Annotated in this window: 14 protein-coding genes; 10 read left to right on the forward strand and 4 right to left on the reverse strand. The window is 64.1% G+C overall.

All coding sequences use genetic code 11. The features are described from left to right. Positions 1-51 precede the first annotated feature (51 nt). The 8 genes from ACCD07_RS02740 to ACCD07_RS02775 all read left to right on the forward strand — a co-directional run bounded on the left by ACCD07_RS02740 (position 52) and on the right by ACCD07_RS02775 (position 7140). Positions 52-816 (forward strand): SIMPL domain-containing protein, encoded by a 765-nt coding sequence (locus ACCD07_RS02740; protein WP_413446437.1) that lies wholly within the window; start codon positions 52-54, stop codon positions 814-816. A 68-nt stretch (positions 817-884) separates the two neighbouring features. Continuing rightward, on the forward strand, positions 885-1649 hold the full coding sequence (locus ACCD07_RS02745) for an SIMPL domain-containing protein (RefSeq protein WP_413446438.1): 765 nt from the start codon (positions 885-887) through the stop codon (positions 1647-1649). A gap of 67 nt (positions 1650-1716) precedes the next feature. Then, positions 1717-2589, forward strand: a complete 873-nt coding sequence (gene pssA, locus ACCD07_RS02750; RefSeq protein WP_176651858.1) for a CDP-diacylglycerol--serine O-phosphatidyltransferase — start codon at positions 1717-1719, stop codon at positions 2587-2589. Between the two features lie 28 nt (positions 2590-2617). Continuing rightward, positions 2618-4165, forward strand: coding sequence for a 2-isopropylmalate synthase (locus tag ACCD07_RS02755; protein WP_176651857.1), 1548 nt, complete (start codon positions 2618-2620; stop codon positions 4163-4165). An 86-nt stretch (positions 4166-4251) separates the two neighbouring features. After that, a complete protein-coding gene (locus ACCD07_RS02760; protein ID WP_413446439.1) occupies positions 4252-5160 on the forward strand; it encodes an alpha/beta hydrolase in 909 nt (302 codons plus the stop codon). Beyond that, on the forward strand, positions 5157-5513 hold the full coding sequence (locus ACCD07_RS02765) for an antibiotic biosynthesis monooxygenase family protein (protein ID WP_413446440.1): 357 nt from the start codon (positions 5157-5159) through the stop codon (positions 5511-5513). Before ACCD07_RS02760 ends, ACCD07_RS02765 begins: the two co-directional genes overlap by 4 nt. Beyond that, a complete protein-coding gene (locus ACCD07_RS02770; RefSeq protein WP_413446441.1) occupies positions 5510-6214 on the forward strand; it encodes an ArsR/SmtB family transcription factor in 705 nt (234 codons plus the stop codon). Before ACCD07_RS02765 ends, ACCD07_RS02770 begins: the two co-directional genes overlap by 4 nt. A 2-nt stretch (positions 6215-6216) precedes the next feature. Beyond that, positions 6217-7140 carry a sugar kinase gene (locus tag ACCD07_RS02775; protein WP_176651853.1) on the forward strand — a complete coding sequence of 308 codons (924 nt, stop codon included), beginning with the start codon at positions 6217-6219 and terminating at the stop codon, positions 7138-7140. 12 nt (positions 7141-7152) lie between these two features. On the opposite strand, the gene ACCD07_RS02780 is transcribed toward ACCD07_RS02775, so the two are convergent. Both ACCD07_RS02780 and ACCD07_RS02785 read right to left on the reverse strand, forming a co-directional pair. After that, positions 7153-7965 (reverse strand): hypothetical protein, encoded by an 813-nt coding sequence (locus tag ACCD07_RS02780; protein ID WP_413446442.1) that lies wholly within the window; start codon positions 7963-7965, stop codon positions 7153-7155. Positions 7966-8068: 103 nt separating this feature from the next. Next, entirely contained in the window at positions 8069-8539 is a 471-nt protein-coding gene (locus ACCD07_RS02785; RefSeq protein WP_413446443.1) for a hypothetical protein, read from the reverse strand. Between the two features lie 186 nt (positions 8540-8725). On the opposite strand from ACCD07_RS02785, the gene rpsO reads away from it, so the two are divergent. After that, on the forward strand, positions 8726-8995 hold the full coding sequence (gene rpsO, locus ACCD07_RS02790; protein ID WP_008450438.1) for a 30S ribosomal protein S15: 270 nt from the start codon (positions 8726-8728) through the stop codon (positions 8993-8995). Between the two features lie 206 nt (positions 8996-9201). Beyond that, entirely contained in the window at positions 9202-11325 is a 2124-nt protein-coding gene (pnp, locus tag ACCD07_RS02795) for a polyribonucleotide nucleotidyltransferase (RefSeq protein WP_176651850.1), read from the forward strand. 168 nt (positions 11326-11493) lie between these two features. On the opposite strand, the gene ACCD07_RS02800 is transcribed toward pnp, so the two are convergent. Together ACCD07_RS02800 and ACCD07_RS02805 are read right to left on the reverse strand one after the other, a co-directional pair. Beyond that, on the reverse strand, positions 11494-12921 hold the full coding sequence (locus ACCD07_RS02800; protein ID WP_413446444.1) for a PQQ-dependent sugar dehydrogenase: 1428 nt from the start codon (positions 12919-12921) through the stop codon (positions 11494-11496). 86 nt (positions 12922-13007) lie between these two features. Further along, a complete protein-coding gene (locus tag ACCD07_RS02805) occupies positions 13008-14669 on the reverse strand; it encodes a methyl-accepting chemotaxis protein (protein WP_176651848.1) in 1662 nt (553 codons plus the stop codon). Between the last annotated feature and the right edge of the window lie 8 nt (positions 14670-14677).

A 14677-nucleotide genomic window follows, 5' to 3' on the forward strand; every position in this document is an offset into this window, starting at 1 on the left:
GTAATTTCGGGTACAGTTCCTCTTGCCGTAAATTTAACCTTGGAGCCCGCAATGACCGTCATGAAACATATCGCCGCAGCCGCTGCTGTCTCCTTCGCGCTGGCCGCGCATGCCGCGCCGGAATCGCTGCCGACCACCGGCACGCTGGTCGTGGTGCCGGCCTTTGGCGAAGTCACCCACGTCAACGACCAGGCCGTCGCCACCCTCGCCGTCGAAGAGCAGGATAAGGACAAGGCCGCCGCCGCCTCGCGCGTCAACCAGAAAATGAAGCAGGGCATGGAGATCGTCAAGAAGGAGGACCCCCAGGCCAGTCTGAAAACCCAAGGCTATTACACCTATCCGGTCTATCCGGAAGAGCGCCCGCTGCTGAACGGCCAGCAGCCGAAACCGCGCGTGCCGACCGCCTGGCGCGTCGGCCAATATCTGCAGGTCACCACCACCAATCTGGCCAACCTGCCGAAGACCGTGGCTGCCGCGCAAAAAGTCCTGGCCTTGAACGGCCTGCAATTCGGCCTGACGCCGGCGACCACCAAACAGCTGGACGACCAGCGCATCGCCGCGACTTATATAAACCTGAACGAGCGCATCAACTCGATCGCCAGCGCGATGGGCCGCAAAGTCAGCGACGCCACGCTGGACACGGTCGACTTCGAAGGCTCAGGCAATTACGCCCAGCGCGAGTTCGCCGCCGCCCCGGCGCCGATGGCGATGCGCATGGCCAAGTCCATGGACAGCGCCGAAGTGGCCGAGCCCAGCTTCGAGCCGGGTGAAACCACGCTGCAGATGCAACTGGTCGGGAAGGTCCGCTTCAAATAAGCGTGCTGCAAGGCGGCCATTGTTCGGGTACAGTTGACATTGCTGTTATATCAACTCTGGAGACCGCAATGACTGTCATGAAACAACTCGCCGCCGCCGCGATCGCTTCCTTTGTGCTATCCACGCAGTCGGCGCCGCTGGAATCCCTGCCCACCGCCGGCACGCTGGTGGTGGTGCCCGCTTTTGGCGAAGTCAAACACGTCAACGACCAGGCGGTCATTACGCTGGCCGTCGAGGAAGTGGACAAGGACAAGGTGGCCGCCGCCTCCCGCGTCAATCAGAAAATGAAGCAGGGTCTGGACATCGTCAAGAAGGAAGACCCGCAGGCCAGCCTGAAAACCCAGGGCTACTATACCTATCCGGTCTATCCGGACGAGGTGGCGCCGCCGCCGGGCCAGCCGCGCAAGCCACGCGTGCCGACCTCCTGGCGCGTGGGCCAGTCGCTGCAGGTCACCACCACCAACATCGCGGGCCTGTCGAAAACCGTCGCCGCCGCCCAGCGCATCATGACGCTGAACAATCTGCACTTCGGCCTGACGCCGGAAACCACCAAACAGCTGGACGACCAGCGCATCGCCGCGACCTACAAGAACCTGAACGAACGCATCAACTCGATCGCCAACGCCATGGGCCGCAAGGTCGGCGACGCGGTGCTCGACACGGTCGATTTCGAAGGCTCGGGCAACTATACCGACCGTGTCAACGTGACCGGGGCGCGGGCGTCCTCGCCGATGTTGATGAGAGCGGCCGACACCGCCGTCGAGGAACCCAGCTTCGAGCCGGGCGAAACCACGCTGCAAATGCGCCTGGTCGGCAAAGTGCGCTTCAAATAGGCGGATTTGGGTTCGGCTCCTCTATAATGATGGCGCAGTAAGACCAGATAACCATAAACGGAACCCCATGGCCAAATTCCCCCGCCGCCGAGCAAAAAATGGCGTAGCCCAAGCCAAACTGCCGAAGACCTCGCGCTTCAGCCGCTTCGCCCGCCGCGCCAGGGGCGAGGATCTCGACCGGCCGCGCCATCGCGGCATCTACCTGCTGCCCAACGCCTTCACCACCGCCGCGCTGTTCTGCGGTTTCTACGCCATCGTCATGGCGATGAACCAGAAGTTCGAGCACTCGGCCTGGGCCATCTTCATCGCCATGGTGTTGGACGGCCTGGACGGTCGCGTCGCCCGCCTGACCAATACCCAGAGCGAGTTCGGCGCGCAGTACGACTCCTTGTCGGACATGGTGTCCTTCGGCGCCGCGCCGGCGCTGGTGATGTACGAATGGTCGCTGCGCGGCCTGGGCAAGCTCGGTTGGATCGCCGCCTTTGTCTATTGCGCCGGCGCCGCCTTGCGCCTGGCCCGTTTCAATACGAATATCGAAGTGGTCGACAAGCGCTTCTTCCAGGGCTTGCCGTCGCCGTCGGCCGCCGCGCTGGTGGCCGGCTTCATCCTGCTGATGGTCGACCAGGAAGTCTCCGGCATCGAACTGCGCTGGGTATCGTGGGGCATCGCCGTATTCGCCGGCCTGACGATGGTGACCAATGTGCCTTTCTACAGTTTCAAGGACGTGAACTTCCGCAAATCGGTGCCGTTCATCGCGGTGTTCCTGATCGCGCTGGTGTTCGCGCTGGTATCCATCGATCCGCCCAAGGTGCTGTTCCCGATCTTCATCGCCTACGGCCTGTCGGGCTACGCGGTGTCGGCGTGGCGGCTGGCCAAGGGCAAGAAGGTCAGCCTGATCCAGACCGACCAGGAATCGGACGATCCGAGCGAGCGTCTTTAAGCAACGAAGCATCAGTCACGGAGCCATCATGAGCAACTCATCCAACCGCCTTATCATTTTCGACACCACGCTGCGCGACGGCGAGCAATCTCCCGGCGCGTCGATGACCAAGGACGAGAAAGTCCGCATCGCCAAGCAACTCGAACGCCTGCGCGTGGACGTCATCGAAGCCGGCTTCGCCGCCGCCTCGCAGGGCGACTTTGAATCGATCAAGGCCATCGCCTCGGTGGTGCGCGAGTCGACCATCTGTTCGCTGTCGCGCGCCAATGACCGCGACATCTCCCGCGCGGCCGAGGCGCTGGCGCCGGCCGAACGCAAACGCATCCACACCTTCATCGCCACCTCCAAGCTGCACATGGAGATGAAGCTGCGCATGCTGCCGGACCAGGTGCTGCTGCAGGCGAAGAACGCGGTGCGCTTCGCCCGCCAATTCACCGACGATATCGAATTCAGCCCGGAAGACGGCAGCCGCTCGGACGAGGATTTCCTCTGCCGCGTGCTGGAAGGCGTGATCGCCGAGGGCGCCACCACGATCAATTTCCCCGATACGGTGGGCTACGCGGTGCCGGAGATTTTCGGCGAAACCATCCGCCGCCTGCGCGAGCGCATTCCCAATTCCGACAAGGCCATCTGGTCGGTGCACTGCCATAACGACCTGGGACTGGCGGTGGCGAACTCGCTGGCCGGCGTGATGATAGGCGGCGCGCGGCAGATCGAATGCACCATCAACGGCCTCGGCGAGCGGGCCGGCAACACGGCGCTGGAAGAAGTGGTGATGGCGCTGCGCACGCGCGGCGGCTACTACAACCTGGAGTGCGGCGTCGACACCACGCAGATCGTCGCGGCCTCGAAGATGGTGTCGCAGATCACCGGCTTCGCGGTGCAGCCGAACAAGGCGGTGGTCGGCGCGAACGCGTTCGCGCACGCTTCCGGCATCCACCAGGACGGCATGCTGAAATCGCGCGAGACCTACGAGATCATGCGCGCCGAGGACGTGGGCTGGACCGCCACCAAGATCGTGCTGGGCAAGCTGTCCGGCCGCAACGCCTTCAAGCAGCGCCTGCTGGAGCTGGGCATCGACCTGGAATCGGAAGCGGAAATCAACGCCGCCTTCGTCCGCTTCAAGGAGCTGGCCGACCGCAAATCCGATATCTTCGACGAGGATATCCTGGCGCTGGTGTCGGACGAGCAGCAGTCGCAGGATAGCGAATACTACCGCTTCACGTCGCTGGCGCAGCGCTCCAATACCGGCGAGACACCGAGCGCGAAGATCGTGTTCTCCATCGGCGGCGAAGAGCATGTATCGGAAGGCAAGGGCGATGGTCCGGTTGACGCCACCGTCAACGCTATTGAATCTGAAGTGGGCAGCGGCGCTGAACTGGTGCTGTTCTCGGTCAACGCGATCAGCACCGGCACGCAATCGCAGGGTGAGGTGACCATGCGGCTGTCGAAGGAAGGCCGCATCGTCAACGGCGTCGGCGCCGATCCGGACATCATCGTCGCTTCGGCCAAGGCCTATCTGTCGGCGCTGAACAAGCTGCACTCGAAGATCGAGCGCGTCAATCCGCAGCCCTGAGCGGCGCCTGGCGCATGCTTCGGTCCACGCCGAAGCATGCGCCGGTTCAAACAGCTATCTTGTCGATTCGATGACAGGAGGCTTCAATGATCAATTTAATGGAACAGCCCATGCTGGCGCTGCAAGTCCGCCGCGCCGCCGCCGATCTGGGCGACGTGATCTACGTCCACGGCTCGACGTTCGGCGCCGATCTTTCCATATTCTTCCAACTGGATGGCCGCAGCTGGGCCGATGAGCTGAACACGGCCGGCTTCAACGTGTGGGGCTTCGACTTCGCCGGCTATGGCGCGTCGGAGCGATACCCGCGGCATGACGGCACGCCCGCTGGCGGCCTGGAAGACGTGCAAGCGCAACTGCGCCGCGTGGTCTGTGCCGTCCGCGGGCGCAACGGCGGTCGTCCCGTCATGTTGCTGGCCCATTCGTGGGGCGGCACGGTGGCGGCGCGCTACGCGGGCGACCATCCGGACGGCCTCGCGGCTCTGGTGCTGTTCGCACCGATCACAGCGCGCGGCAGCGGCTCTGAACCCGGCAATTACGTGCCCGCCGCCGCAGGCTCGGCATCGCATTACCCGCTGACGGCGTGGGCGCAATATCGCCGCTTCATCGACGATGTCCCGCGCGGCGGAGAGCAGGTCTTCTCGGAAGCGCATTTCCAGGTCTGGAGCGAGGCTTTCCTGGCCACCGATCCCGACGCCGCCGGCCGCATGCCGCCGGCCGTGATGACGCCCGCCGGCCCGCAAGCCGATGTGCGCGCGCTGCGGGCCGGGCAGGCGCTCTACAGCGCTTCGAACATTTCCGTGCCCACGCTGCTGGTGCGCGGCGCATGGGACAGCGCATGCAGCGGGGTCGATGCCGACGAGCTGATAGCCGCCCTGGGCAGCGTGCACAAGGAGCTCGCCACCATCGAAGGCGCCACGCACCTGATGCATCTGGAGTCTGCGCGCGGGCTGCTCTACAATGCTGTCAATGCGTTTTTACTCAGGAGCGCCACATGATAGCCGTGATCTTTGAAGTGATACCCAGCGGCGGCGGTTACGCCGAGTATCTTGACCGCGCGGCCCAGTTGGCGCCGTTGCTGGAAAAGATGGACGGCTTCATTTCCATCGAGCGCTTCGAGAGCATGAAATCGCCGGGCAAGCTGTTGTCGCTGTCGTTCTGGCGCGACGAGGAGGCGGTGCGCGCCTGGCGCGAGCAGGAGCAGCATCGCGCGGCGCAAACCGCCGGCCGCTCGGGCGTATTCGAAAACTACCGCCTGCGCGTGGCCAGCGTGATCCGCGACTACGGCCTGCTGGAGCGCGACGAAGCGCCGCCGTTCCATCCGCCCGTCGCCGCACCGGACACGCCATGACGATGCCGCAACCGCGCTTCGCCCGCGTGGCCGCCGCCATCGGCGATCCGACCCGCGCGCTGATGTTGTCTCGCCTGCTGGATGGCCGCTTTTACACGGCCACCGATCTCGCGCAGCACGCCGGCGTCGCCGCGCCGACCGCCTCGCAGCACCTGAAACTGCTGGTGGACGAAGGCCTCGCGCGGGTGCGCGCGCAAGGCCGCCATCGCTACTACATGCTCGCCGACGGCAACGTCGCGCACGCGCTGGAAGCCTTGCTGCGCGTAGCCGACGGCTCGCTGCCGGAAACCACCCGCTGGCAGGCGCCCGCCATGCGCGGCCTGCGCCACGCGCGCAGCTGCTACGGCCATCTGGCGGGCGTGCTGGGCGTAGACCTGTGCCGCTGTTTCGTCGATAATGGCTGGGTCCAGACTGGCGAAGGCGATGGACACGACTACCCGCTGACAGCGGAAGGCGAGGCGCAGCTGCGGGCATTGGGCATCGTGCTGGCGGAAGGCGCGCCGGCGCGGCGCCAGTTGTACGGCTGCGTGGACTGGTCCGAACGGCGCGACCATTTTGCCGGCCCGCTGGCGGTCGCGCTGCTCGACAGTTTCGTCGAGCGCGGCTGGCTGCGCCGCAGCGACGACAGCCGCGCTTTGGAAGTATCCGCACAAGGCAAGCTTGAACTGGCCGCATGGCTCAACCCCGAACCTGAAAATTAAACATGACCAAGCAATTCGACATCGTCGCACTCGGTGAAGCAATGGTGGAGTTCAACCAGACCACGCCGGGTGATCCGAACTACCGCCAGGGCTACGGCGGCGATACCTCCAACTCGGTGATCGCCGCCAGCCGCCAGGGCGCCGCCACGGCCTACCTGAGCCGCCTCGGCGACGACCAGTTCGGCCGCATGTTGATGGCCCTGTGGAAGCAGGAGGGCGTCGACGCCAGCTTCGTGGAACTGGATGCCGGCGCACCGACGGGTTTGTATTTCGTCCATCACGGCGCGCAAGGCCATTCGTTCAGCTACCTGCGCGCCGGCTCGGCGGCCAGCCGCATGCAGCCGCGGACGATGGATCTGCGCGTATTGTCGGCCACGCGCTGGCTGCATGTGTCGGCGATCTCGCAGGCGATTTCCGCCAGCGCCTGCGACACCGTCTTTGCCGCGATCGAGACCGCGCGCGCGGCCGGCGCGCGCGTCAGCTTCGATCCGAACCTGCGTTTGTCCTTGTGGCCGCTGGCGCGCGCACGCGCCGTCATCACGGCGACCATCGCGCTCACGGATCTGTTCCTGCCCAGCCTTGATGAAGCGGTGGCGCTGGCCGGCACCGACGACGTGCCGACGATCTTTGCCTGGTGCCGCCAGCAGGGCGCGCGCGCCGTGGTGCTGAAGTGCGGCCCGGCGGGCGCTTGGTATGCCGCCGAGGGCGACGCGCCGCAACTGGCGCAAGGCAATCCGGTGCAGGCGGTGGACGCCACCGGCGCCGGCGACTGCTTCGACGGCAGCCTGCTGGCGCGCCTCGCCGCCGGCGATACGCTGGCCGACGCGGTACGCTATGCGAATGCGAGCGCCGGCTTGTCGACACTGGGCCATGGCGCCGTGGCGCCTATCCCCTTTGCGGCGCAGGTGCGCGCGGCGCTGGGCTGATGGATCAACGCATCAGAAGCGGAACTTGACGTAGGCAGCCGGGCCGCTCAGGCGAACGTTGAAGTCGGTCGCATCGCGTTCGCGGGTCAGACTGATTTTGGACGAGCTGTATTCCGCCACCACGCCGACATTCGGCGTGGCATACCATTCCAGCCCCACGGCGCCTCCGTAGATGTGCCCCTGGATGCTGCCGCCGTTTTTCTTGATGCCGTTGGCGTCGGCGAACATGCGCAGCGTCGGCGAGAACGCATGGCGCCAGCCCAGTTCCAGCAGCGGCGCATAGGCGCTTTCGCTTTCCGAATAGCGCGAGTTGCCGCTGATGCCGTTCAGGATGCCGCTGGCCGTGCCGTCCACCCGCGCGTGGTAGTAGGCGGCGCCCACGCCGATGCCGAACACGTCGTTGCCGCTGCCCAGCCACCATTTATAGGCCAGGTTGGCCAGGTCCATTTTCAGCTTGGCGTCGAGCCGGCCGTTGCCAACCAGCGGAATGCCGTCGCGGTTGGTGGCGCCGCTCAGGCTCGGGTTGTAGGTCTTGTCGTAGTTGTAGTAGTCGAAGTCCAGCCCCTGCGTATCGCCCAGCAGCAGTTGCGCCTTCACGCGCGGCAGCGTGACGCGATCGGTCTTGTAGGTGCCGCTGTCGATATGGCCGTAGTTGGTGTCGCCTTCGTAGTTGACGCGCGGGTCGGTGTAGAAGGCGCCAACCGAGACGCTGGCGCGGTCCAGCGCCGGCGATGGATCGGCCCATGCCATCGCGGTGGCGGTACTGAGGGCGATCAGGGTTGCCGTGTAAATGGCGTGGCGTGCGGGAGGAGTGCATAAAGGCATGGGGTGCTCCGTAGGGTGGCGATTGAATGGCGGAATCTTATCAATCACGCTACGGAATCTGCGTCGGCGCACTCCCATATGTATCGTGGGATTGATCCTACCTTTATCGCCCCCGGCGCCCCTCGCGCTCCGGGTCGGGGCCGTTGACCATGGCCTGGACGACGCCGTTGCGGTCGAACTCCACGCTCATCACCGAGTCCCAGACGTTCTGTTCCTTGTAGCGGTAGACCCAGACGTCGCCGTCCACGCTGGCATAACGCACCTGCGCCGCCGGCCTGCCGAAGGTGCTGAGGATGGTTTGCTTGTTGTCCTTGCGCGGCCGCACGGTGGCGAACTTCTCGCTGCTGAGCACCTGTTCGAACGAGACCAGCTTGCCGTCGGGACCGAGGCGCGCCATATACGTGTATTGGCCGAACGGCCCCCTGGCGTATTCCAGCATCGTGTCGGCGCCGCTGGCGTAGGTGCCGGTGGGCTGGCCCAGCTTGGCCTTGACGGTTTCCACCGGCTCGCCGGGCGTCACGGGTGGGGCGCCGAGGCTGGCGCAAGCGCCCAGCAATGCGGTAAAAATTGCCATAAATATCATTTTTTTCATCGCAAACCCTTGAAATTGGTCCGGTTGGTGGAAGAATTGTAGCCAACACAGGATACATCCGGCGCTTTTTCCGCTATACTTCCGGGTCTGGTCTTCGGATCAGTTTTTTTTGAAGTTCACGATGTGCAGGGTTACGACTCCGCGCACCGCATGTTAAAGGTAAATATCATGACCGTAGAAAACATCAACAAAGCCGCGATCATCGCGGACAACGCCCGTGGTCAAAAAGACACCGGCTCGCCAGAAGTTCAAGTTGCGCTGCTGACCGCACGCATCAACGAATTGAACGGCCACTTCAAGGCACACAGCAAGGATCACCACTCCCGTCGTGGTCTGATCATGATGGTTAACCGTCGTAAGAGCCTGCTGTCCTACCTGAAGGGCAAAGACGCTACCCGTTATCGCGATCTGATCGCCAAACTGGGCCTGCGTAAGTAATTTTTTGCGTCATCCAGCTTAATCGAAATGCCTGCGCCAGTTTGCTGACGCGGGCATTTTGTCATTTTGCCGGTGTTAGTTGCAGCATGGAATTCCTGGTTTTTCAGCAGTAAGAAGCAAGCGTAGTAAAGGTGGCCGCACGGCTGCCTGTGGTGAGGTGAACGACAGCCCCTGAAAATCTGTCGGCAAATAGAAAGGGATTACCCATGTTTAATAAAGTTACGAAAACCTTCCAGTACGGTCAACACACCGTGACGCTGGAAACCGGCGAAATCGCTCGCCAGGCCTCCGGTGCAGTCATGGTATCGATTGAAGATACCGTGGTGCTGGCAACTGTCGTGGCGCGCAAAGACGCCAAGCCAGGCCAGGACTTCTTCCCGCTGACCGTCGACTACGTTGAAAAAACCTATGCTGCCGGTAAAATCCCGGGCGGTTTCTTCAAGCGTGAAGGTCGTCCTTCGGAAAAAGAAACACTGACATCCCGCCTGATCGACCGTCCTATCCGCCCTCTGTTCCCAGAAGGCTACCTGAATGAAGTGCAAGTGATCATTCACGTGTTGTCGGTCAACCCGGAAATCGATCCAGACATCGCCGCCATGATCGGCGCATCGGCCGCCCTGTGCGTGTCGGGCGTGCCGTTCAACGGCCCGGTCGGCGCGGCACGCGTCGGCTACGCCAACGGCCAGTACATCCTGAATCCTACCGTCGAACAACTGAAAACCTCGCAGATGGACCTGGTTGTCGCCGGTACCGAAACCGCCGTGCTGATGGTGGAATCGGAAGCGCAGCAGCTGTCCGAAGAAATCATGCTGGGCGCCGTGGTGTTTGGCCATACCGAAATGAAAGCAGTCATCGACGCGATCCACGACCTGGTGCGCGACGGCGGCAAGCCGGAAGTCGAGTGGGTTCCACCGGCGAAGAACGAAGCGCTGATCGGCCGCGTGGCGCATTTCGCCGCCAGCAAGATCAACGAAGCGTATCAGACCAAAGACAAGCAGGAACGTACCGCCAAGCTGAAGGCCGCCACCAGCGAAGTGCTGGCCGACCTGTCCGCTGAAGCGGCGGCATCCGGCGCCGCGCCGGTCGACGCAGCCGAAGTGAACAACATCCTGTTCGACATCGAAGCCAAGATCGTCCGCACCCAGATCCTGGACGGCGAGCCACGCATCGACGGCCGCGACACCCGCACCGTGCGTCCGATCTCGATCCGCACCTCGGTGCTGCCACGCACCCACGGTTCGGCGCTGTTCACCCGCGGCGAAACGCAGGCGCTGGTGGTTGCCACCCTGGGCACCGCACGCGACAGCCAGAAGATCGACGCGCTGATGGGCGAGTTCACCGACTCCTTCATGCTGCACTACAACATGCCACCGTTCGCCACCGGCGAAACCGGCCGCGTCGGCACGCCTAAGCGCCGCGAAATCGGCCACGGCCGTCTGGCCAAGCGCGCGCTGATCGCCGCGCTGCCATCGGCTGACGAGTTCAGCTACGCCGTGCGCCTGGTGTCGGAAATCACCGAATCGAACGGTTCGTCGTCGATGGCTTCGGTCTGCGGCGGCTGCCTGGCGCTGATGGACGCCGGCGTTCCAATGAAAGAGCACGTCGCCGGTATCGCGATGGGCCTGATCAAGGAAGGCGGCAAGTTCGCCGTGCTGTCGGACATCCTGGGCGATGAAGATCACCTGGGCGACATGGACTTCAAGGTTGCCGGTACCCGCAACGGTATCACCGCGCTGCAGATGGACATCAAGATCATGGGCATCACCAAGGAAATCATGCAAGTGGCGCTGGCGCAAGCCAAGGAAGGCCGCGAGCACATCCTGGGCGAAATGCAAAAAGCCATGCCGCACGTGAAGACCGAACTGTCGGACTTCGCACCGCGCCTGATCACCATCAAGATCAATCCTGAGAAAATCCGTGACGTGATCGGCAAGGGCGGCGCAGTCATTCGCGCGCTGACCGAAGAGACCGGCACCCAGATCGATATCAGCGACGAAGGCGTGGTCACCATCGCTTCCGTCGACGCTGCCGCCGGCCAGGAAGCCAAGCGCCGCATCGAAGAGCTGACCGCATCGGTCGAAGTAGGCAAGACCTACGACGGCGTGGTGCTGAAGCTGCTGGACTTCGGCGCGATCGTCCAGGTCATGCCGGGCAAGGATGGCCTGCTGCACATCTCGCAGATCGCCAACGAGCGCGTCAACGCCGTTGCCGACTACCTGAAAGAAGGCCAGGCAGTGCGCGTCAAGGTTCTGGAAACCGACGACCGCGGCCGCCTGAAACTGTCGATGAAAGCCGCCGCTGAAGAAGCCGCTGCTGCCGCCGCACAGTAATTCAGCTTAGTCTGAACAAGAGAGCCGCCGGTGCGCAAGCCCGGCGGCTTTTTTTATCTGAACTTTCCGCGCTGTGTCCGGCCCAACCACATCATGGACACCCAATACGAAGACGATTGACCACTGCCCAAAGCGCGCGAACGGGCTTTGAGCAGTTGTATCGACGAATTATTTTCCGTCGTAAGTGACGCGATAAACACGTCCGCCGTAGTCGTCCGACACCAGCATCGACCCGTCGGCCAGCGTGGCCACGTCGACCGGGCGGCCCACCACTTCCTCGCCGCGCAGGAAGCCGTCGATGAAGGCGGTGTCGGTGACGACCTTGCTGTTGTACAGCGTAATCAGACGCACGCTGTAGCCGCTCTTGGTGCTGCGGTTCCACGAACCATGCTCGGCGATGTAGACGTTGTTGCGATACGCTTCAGGGAACTGTTTGCCGGTGTAGAACGTCAGTCCAAGCGGCGCCACGTGCGGCCCCAGCTTGGCGACCGGCGGTTCAAATTCCTCGCAGGTGCGGCCCTTGGCAAAATCCGGATCCGGCACCACGCCGCCGTGGCAGTAGGGGAAGCCGAAATGCATGCCGGCTTTGGGCGCCACGTTCAGCTCGCATGACGGCGTGTTGTCGCCCATCTCGTCGCGGCCGTTATCGGTGAACCACAAGACCTTGGTGGTCGGATGGAAGGCGAAGCCCACCGTGTTGCGCACGCCGCGCGCATACTCTTCCAGCTGGCTGCCGTCGGCGTTCATGCGGTAGATCTTCGAGCTCTTGGTGTCCTCGGTATCGCAGACATTGCACGGCGCGCCGACCGGGATGTACAGCTTGCCGTCCGGCCCGGCCTTGATGACCTTCTCGCCATGCCACTTGTCGTTCGGCAGGCTGACCTTGACCACTTCATACGACGGTTTTTGCGCATAGCGCTTGTCGATATTGTCGAAGCGGATCACGCGGCCGATCTCGCCCACATACAGCGCGCCGTTCAGCAGCGTCACGCCGATCGGGTTTTCCAGGCCTTCGACGATGGTGACCACGTCCGCCGTCTGCTTGTCGGCGCGCGGCACCAGCGCGTAGACCTTGCCGGCCTTGCGCGAGCCGACATAGACGATGCCGCTGTCCGACACCACCATGCTGCGCGCGGTCGTGACCTGGTTGGCGTAGACGCTGATGTGGAAGCCCTTCGGCAGCTTGAAGCCGCTCAGGTCCGGCACGTTCTGCTGCGCCTTGGCCGCGGCCGCCGCGGCGGCTGCCGCCGGCGTCAGGGCGGGGGCGGCGGGCTTGCCGGCGTTGGTCGCGATCAGTTCAGCCAGCGACGCGATCTGCGCCGCGCTCAAGGTCGGCGACCAGGCCGGCATGTCTTTTTCCGGCACGCCCTTGCTGATGACCTTGATCAGGTTGGCCTTGGTCGGCGCCCCGTGCAGCCAGTTGTGCGCGCCGAGGGTCGGGCCGACGGCGCCTTCCATCTTGGCGCCATGGCAGACGGCGCAGTTGGCCTGGTAGAGTTTTTCAGCGGCGGACAGCGCAGGCTCGGCCGCCTGGGCGGCCAGCGACGCGATGGCCAGGCACGCCAGGGCGGCGATGCGAAGGGCAGGATGTTTCATGGACGTTTCCTTTTGGTGGCGAACCGGTATTGTGCCAGTCTCTGCCGTGGATGGCCACGTTGCCAGGCACTATCCATGAAAAAAGCTTAGCGCGCCCCTATCCGCAGGCGCGGTTCGGACCCTGTGGTGCGCTGCGCCGCAGCCGGGCGCTGCCGCGCCGTAGTGATGGAACGCACGCCAGCGGTGTGGACCGGACCGTCGACCTTGAACACGCTGACCAGTTCGGCCAGATGGCTGGACTGGCCCTGCAGCGATTCCGCCGCCGCCGCGGCCTGTTCCACCAGGGCCGCGTTTTGCTGCGTCACGCCGTCCATTTCGATGATGGCCCGGTTGATCTGCTCGATGCCGGCTTCCTGCTCGGCGCCGGCGTGCATGATCTGCTGCATGATGTCGCTGACGCGCTTGACGCTGGAGACCATGTCGGTCATCGTCAGGCCGGCCTCGTCCACCAGCATGGCGCCGTTGGCGATGGTGTCGACCGACACGCCGATCAGGTGCTTGATGTCCTTGGCGGCGCTGGCCGAACGCTGCGCCAGGTTGCGCACCTCGGTGGCGACCACTGCAAAGCCGCGTCCCTGTTCGCCGGCGCGCGCTGCTTCCACCGCCGCGTTCAGCGCCAGGATATTGGTCTGGAACGCGATCCCGTCGATGACGCCGATGATGTCGACGATCTGCTTCGACGAAGCGGTGATCGATTCCATCGTCGTCACCACTTCCGCCACCACGTCGCCGCCGCGCGCGGCCACGCCTGAGGCGGCCGACGCCAGCTGGTTGGCCTGCCGCGCGAACTCGGCGTTCTGCTTGACGGTGGCGGTCAATTCCTCCATCGACGACGCCGTCTCCTCCAGAGAACCGGCCTGCTGCTCGGTGCGGGAGGACAGGTCCATATTGCCGCTGGCAATTTCGTCCGACGCGGTGGCGACGGCCTCGGTACCGGTGCGCACCTCGCTGACGATGGCCGCCAGCCGTTCGCGCATCGCGGCGATGCTGTGCAGCAGGCTGGAGCGGTCGCCAGGCAGCAGGTCGACCTGCACGGTCAGGTCGCCGGCGGCGATGCGGTCGGTGATGCCGGCGGCATAGGCTGGCTCGCCGCCCAGCTGTTTCAGCAGCGAACGGCTGATCAGCCAGCCCAGGCCCAGCGCCAGCAGCACAGAAGCCGTGCTCAGCACCAGGATGGTCCATGCCGAACCGGTGCTGCGGACATGGATGCCGGTGCCGATCTCATCGATCACAGCCTTCTGGCGCTCGATCAGCGCCGTCATGCCGGCCAGGTAGGCTTCGCTGGCGGGCATGAATTCCTGTTCGATGATCTGGCGGGTCTTGTCGGCGTCGCCGCCGGCTTTTTCCGCCAGCACGCGTTTGCGCACCGCCTGGTATTGCAGGCGCTTTTCCAAGGCGGCGGCGAACAGCGTCTTGGCCGTCGGGTCCGTCAACAATTCGCCGATTTGCCGCTGGTCCGCCTCGGCCTGTTTGGCGCTGCGGGCGATGCCGTCCTCAAAAAAACGCTGCACGGCCGGATCGCCCGCCTTGGCCGCCGCCAGCCCGCGCTGCAGGTTGGCCTCGACGATGGATTTCCAATGGGTGATCAAGCGTTCGACCTGCAGGCGCCGGGTCAGCAGGTTGTCGGTGTCGGCGGCGGTGCTGCTGATGCTGAGCCAGCTGGTGAGCGCTATCGCCAGCAGCAGCAGCAAGGTGGCGCCGAAGCCGATAGCCAGCCGCGTGCCGACCTTCATATCAGAAAATTTCATAGTTCATC

Origin of the sequence: Duganella sp. Dugasp56, from assembly GCF_047304105.1 — a bacterium.
Classification (GTDB): domain Bacteria; phylum Pseudomonadota; class Gammaproteobacteria; order Burkholderiales; family Burkholderiaceae_D; genus Rugamonas; species Rugamonas hordei.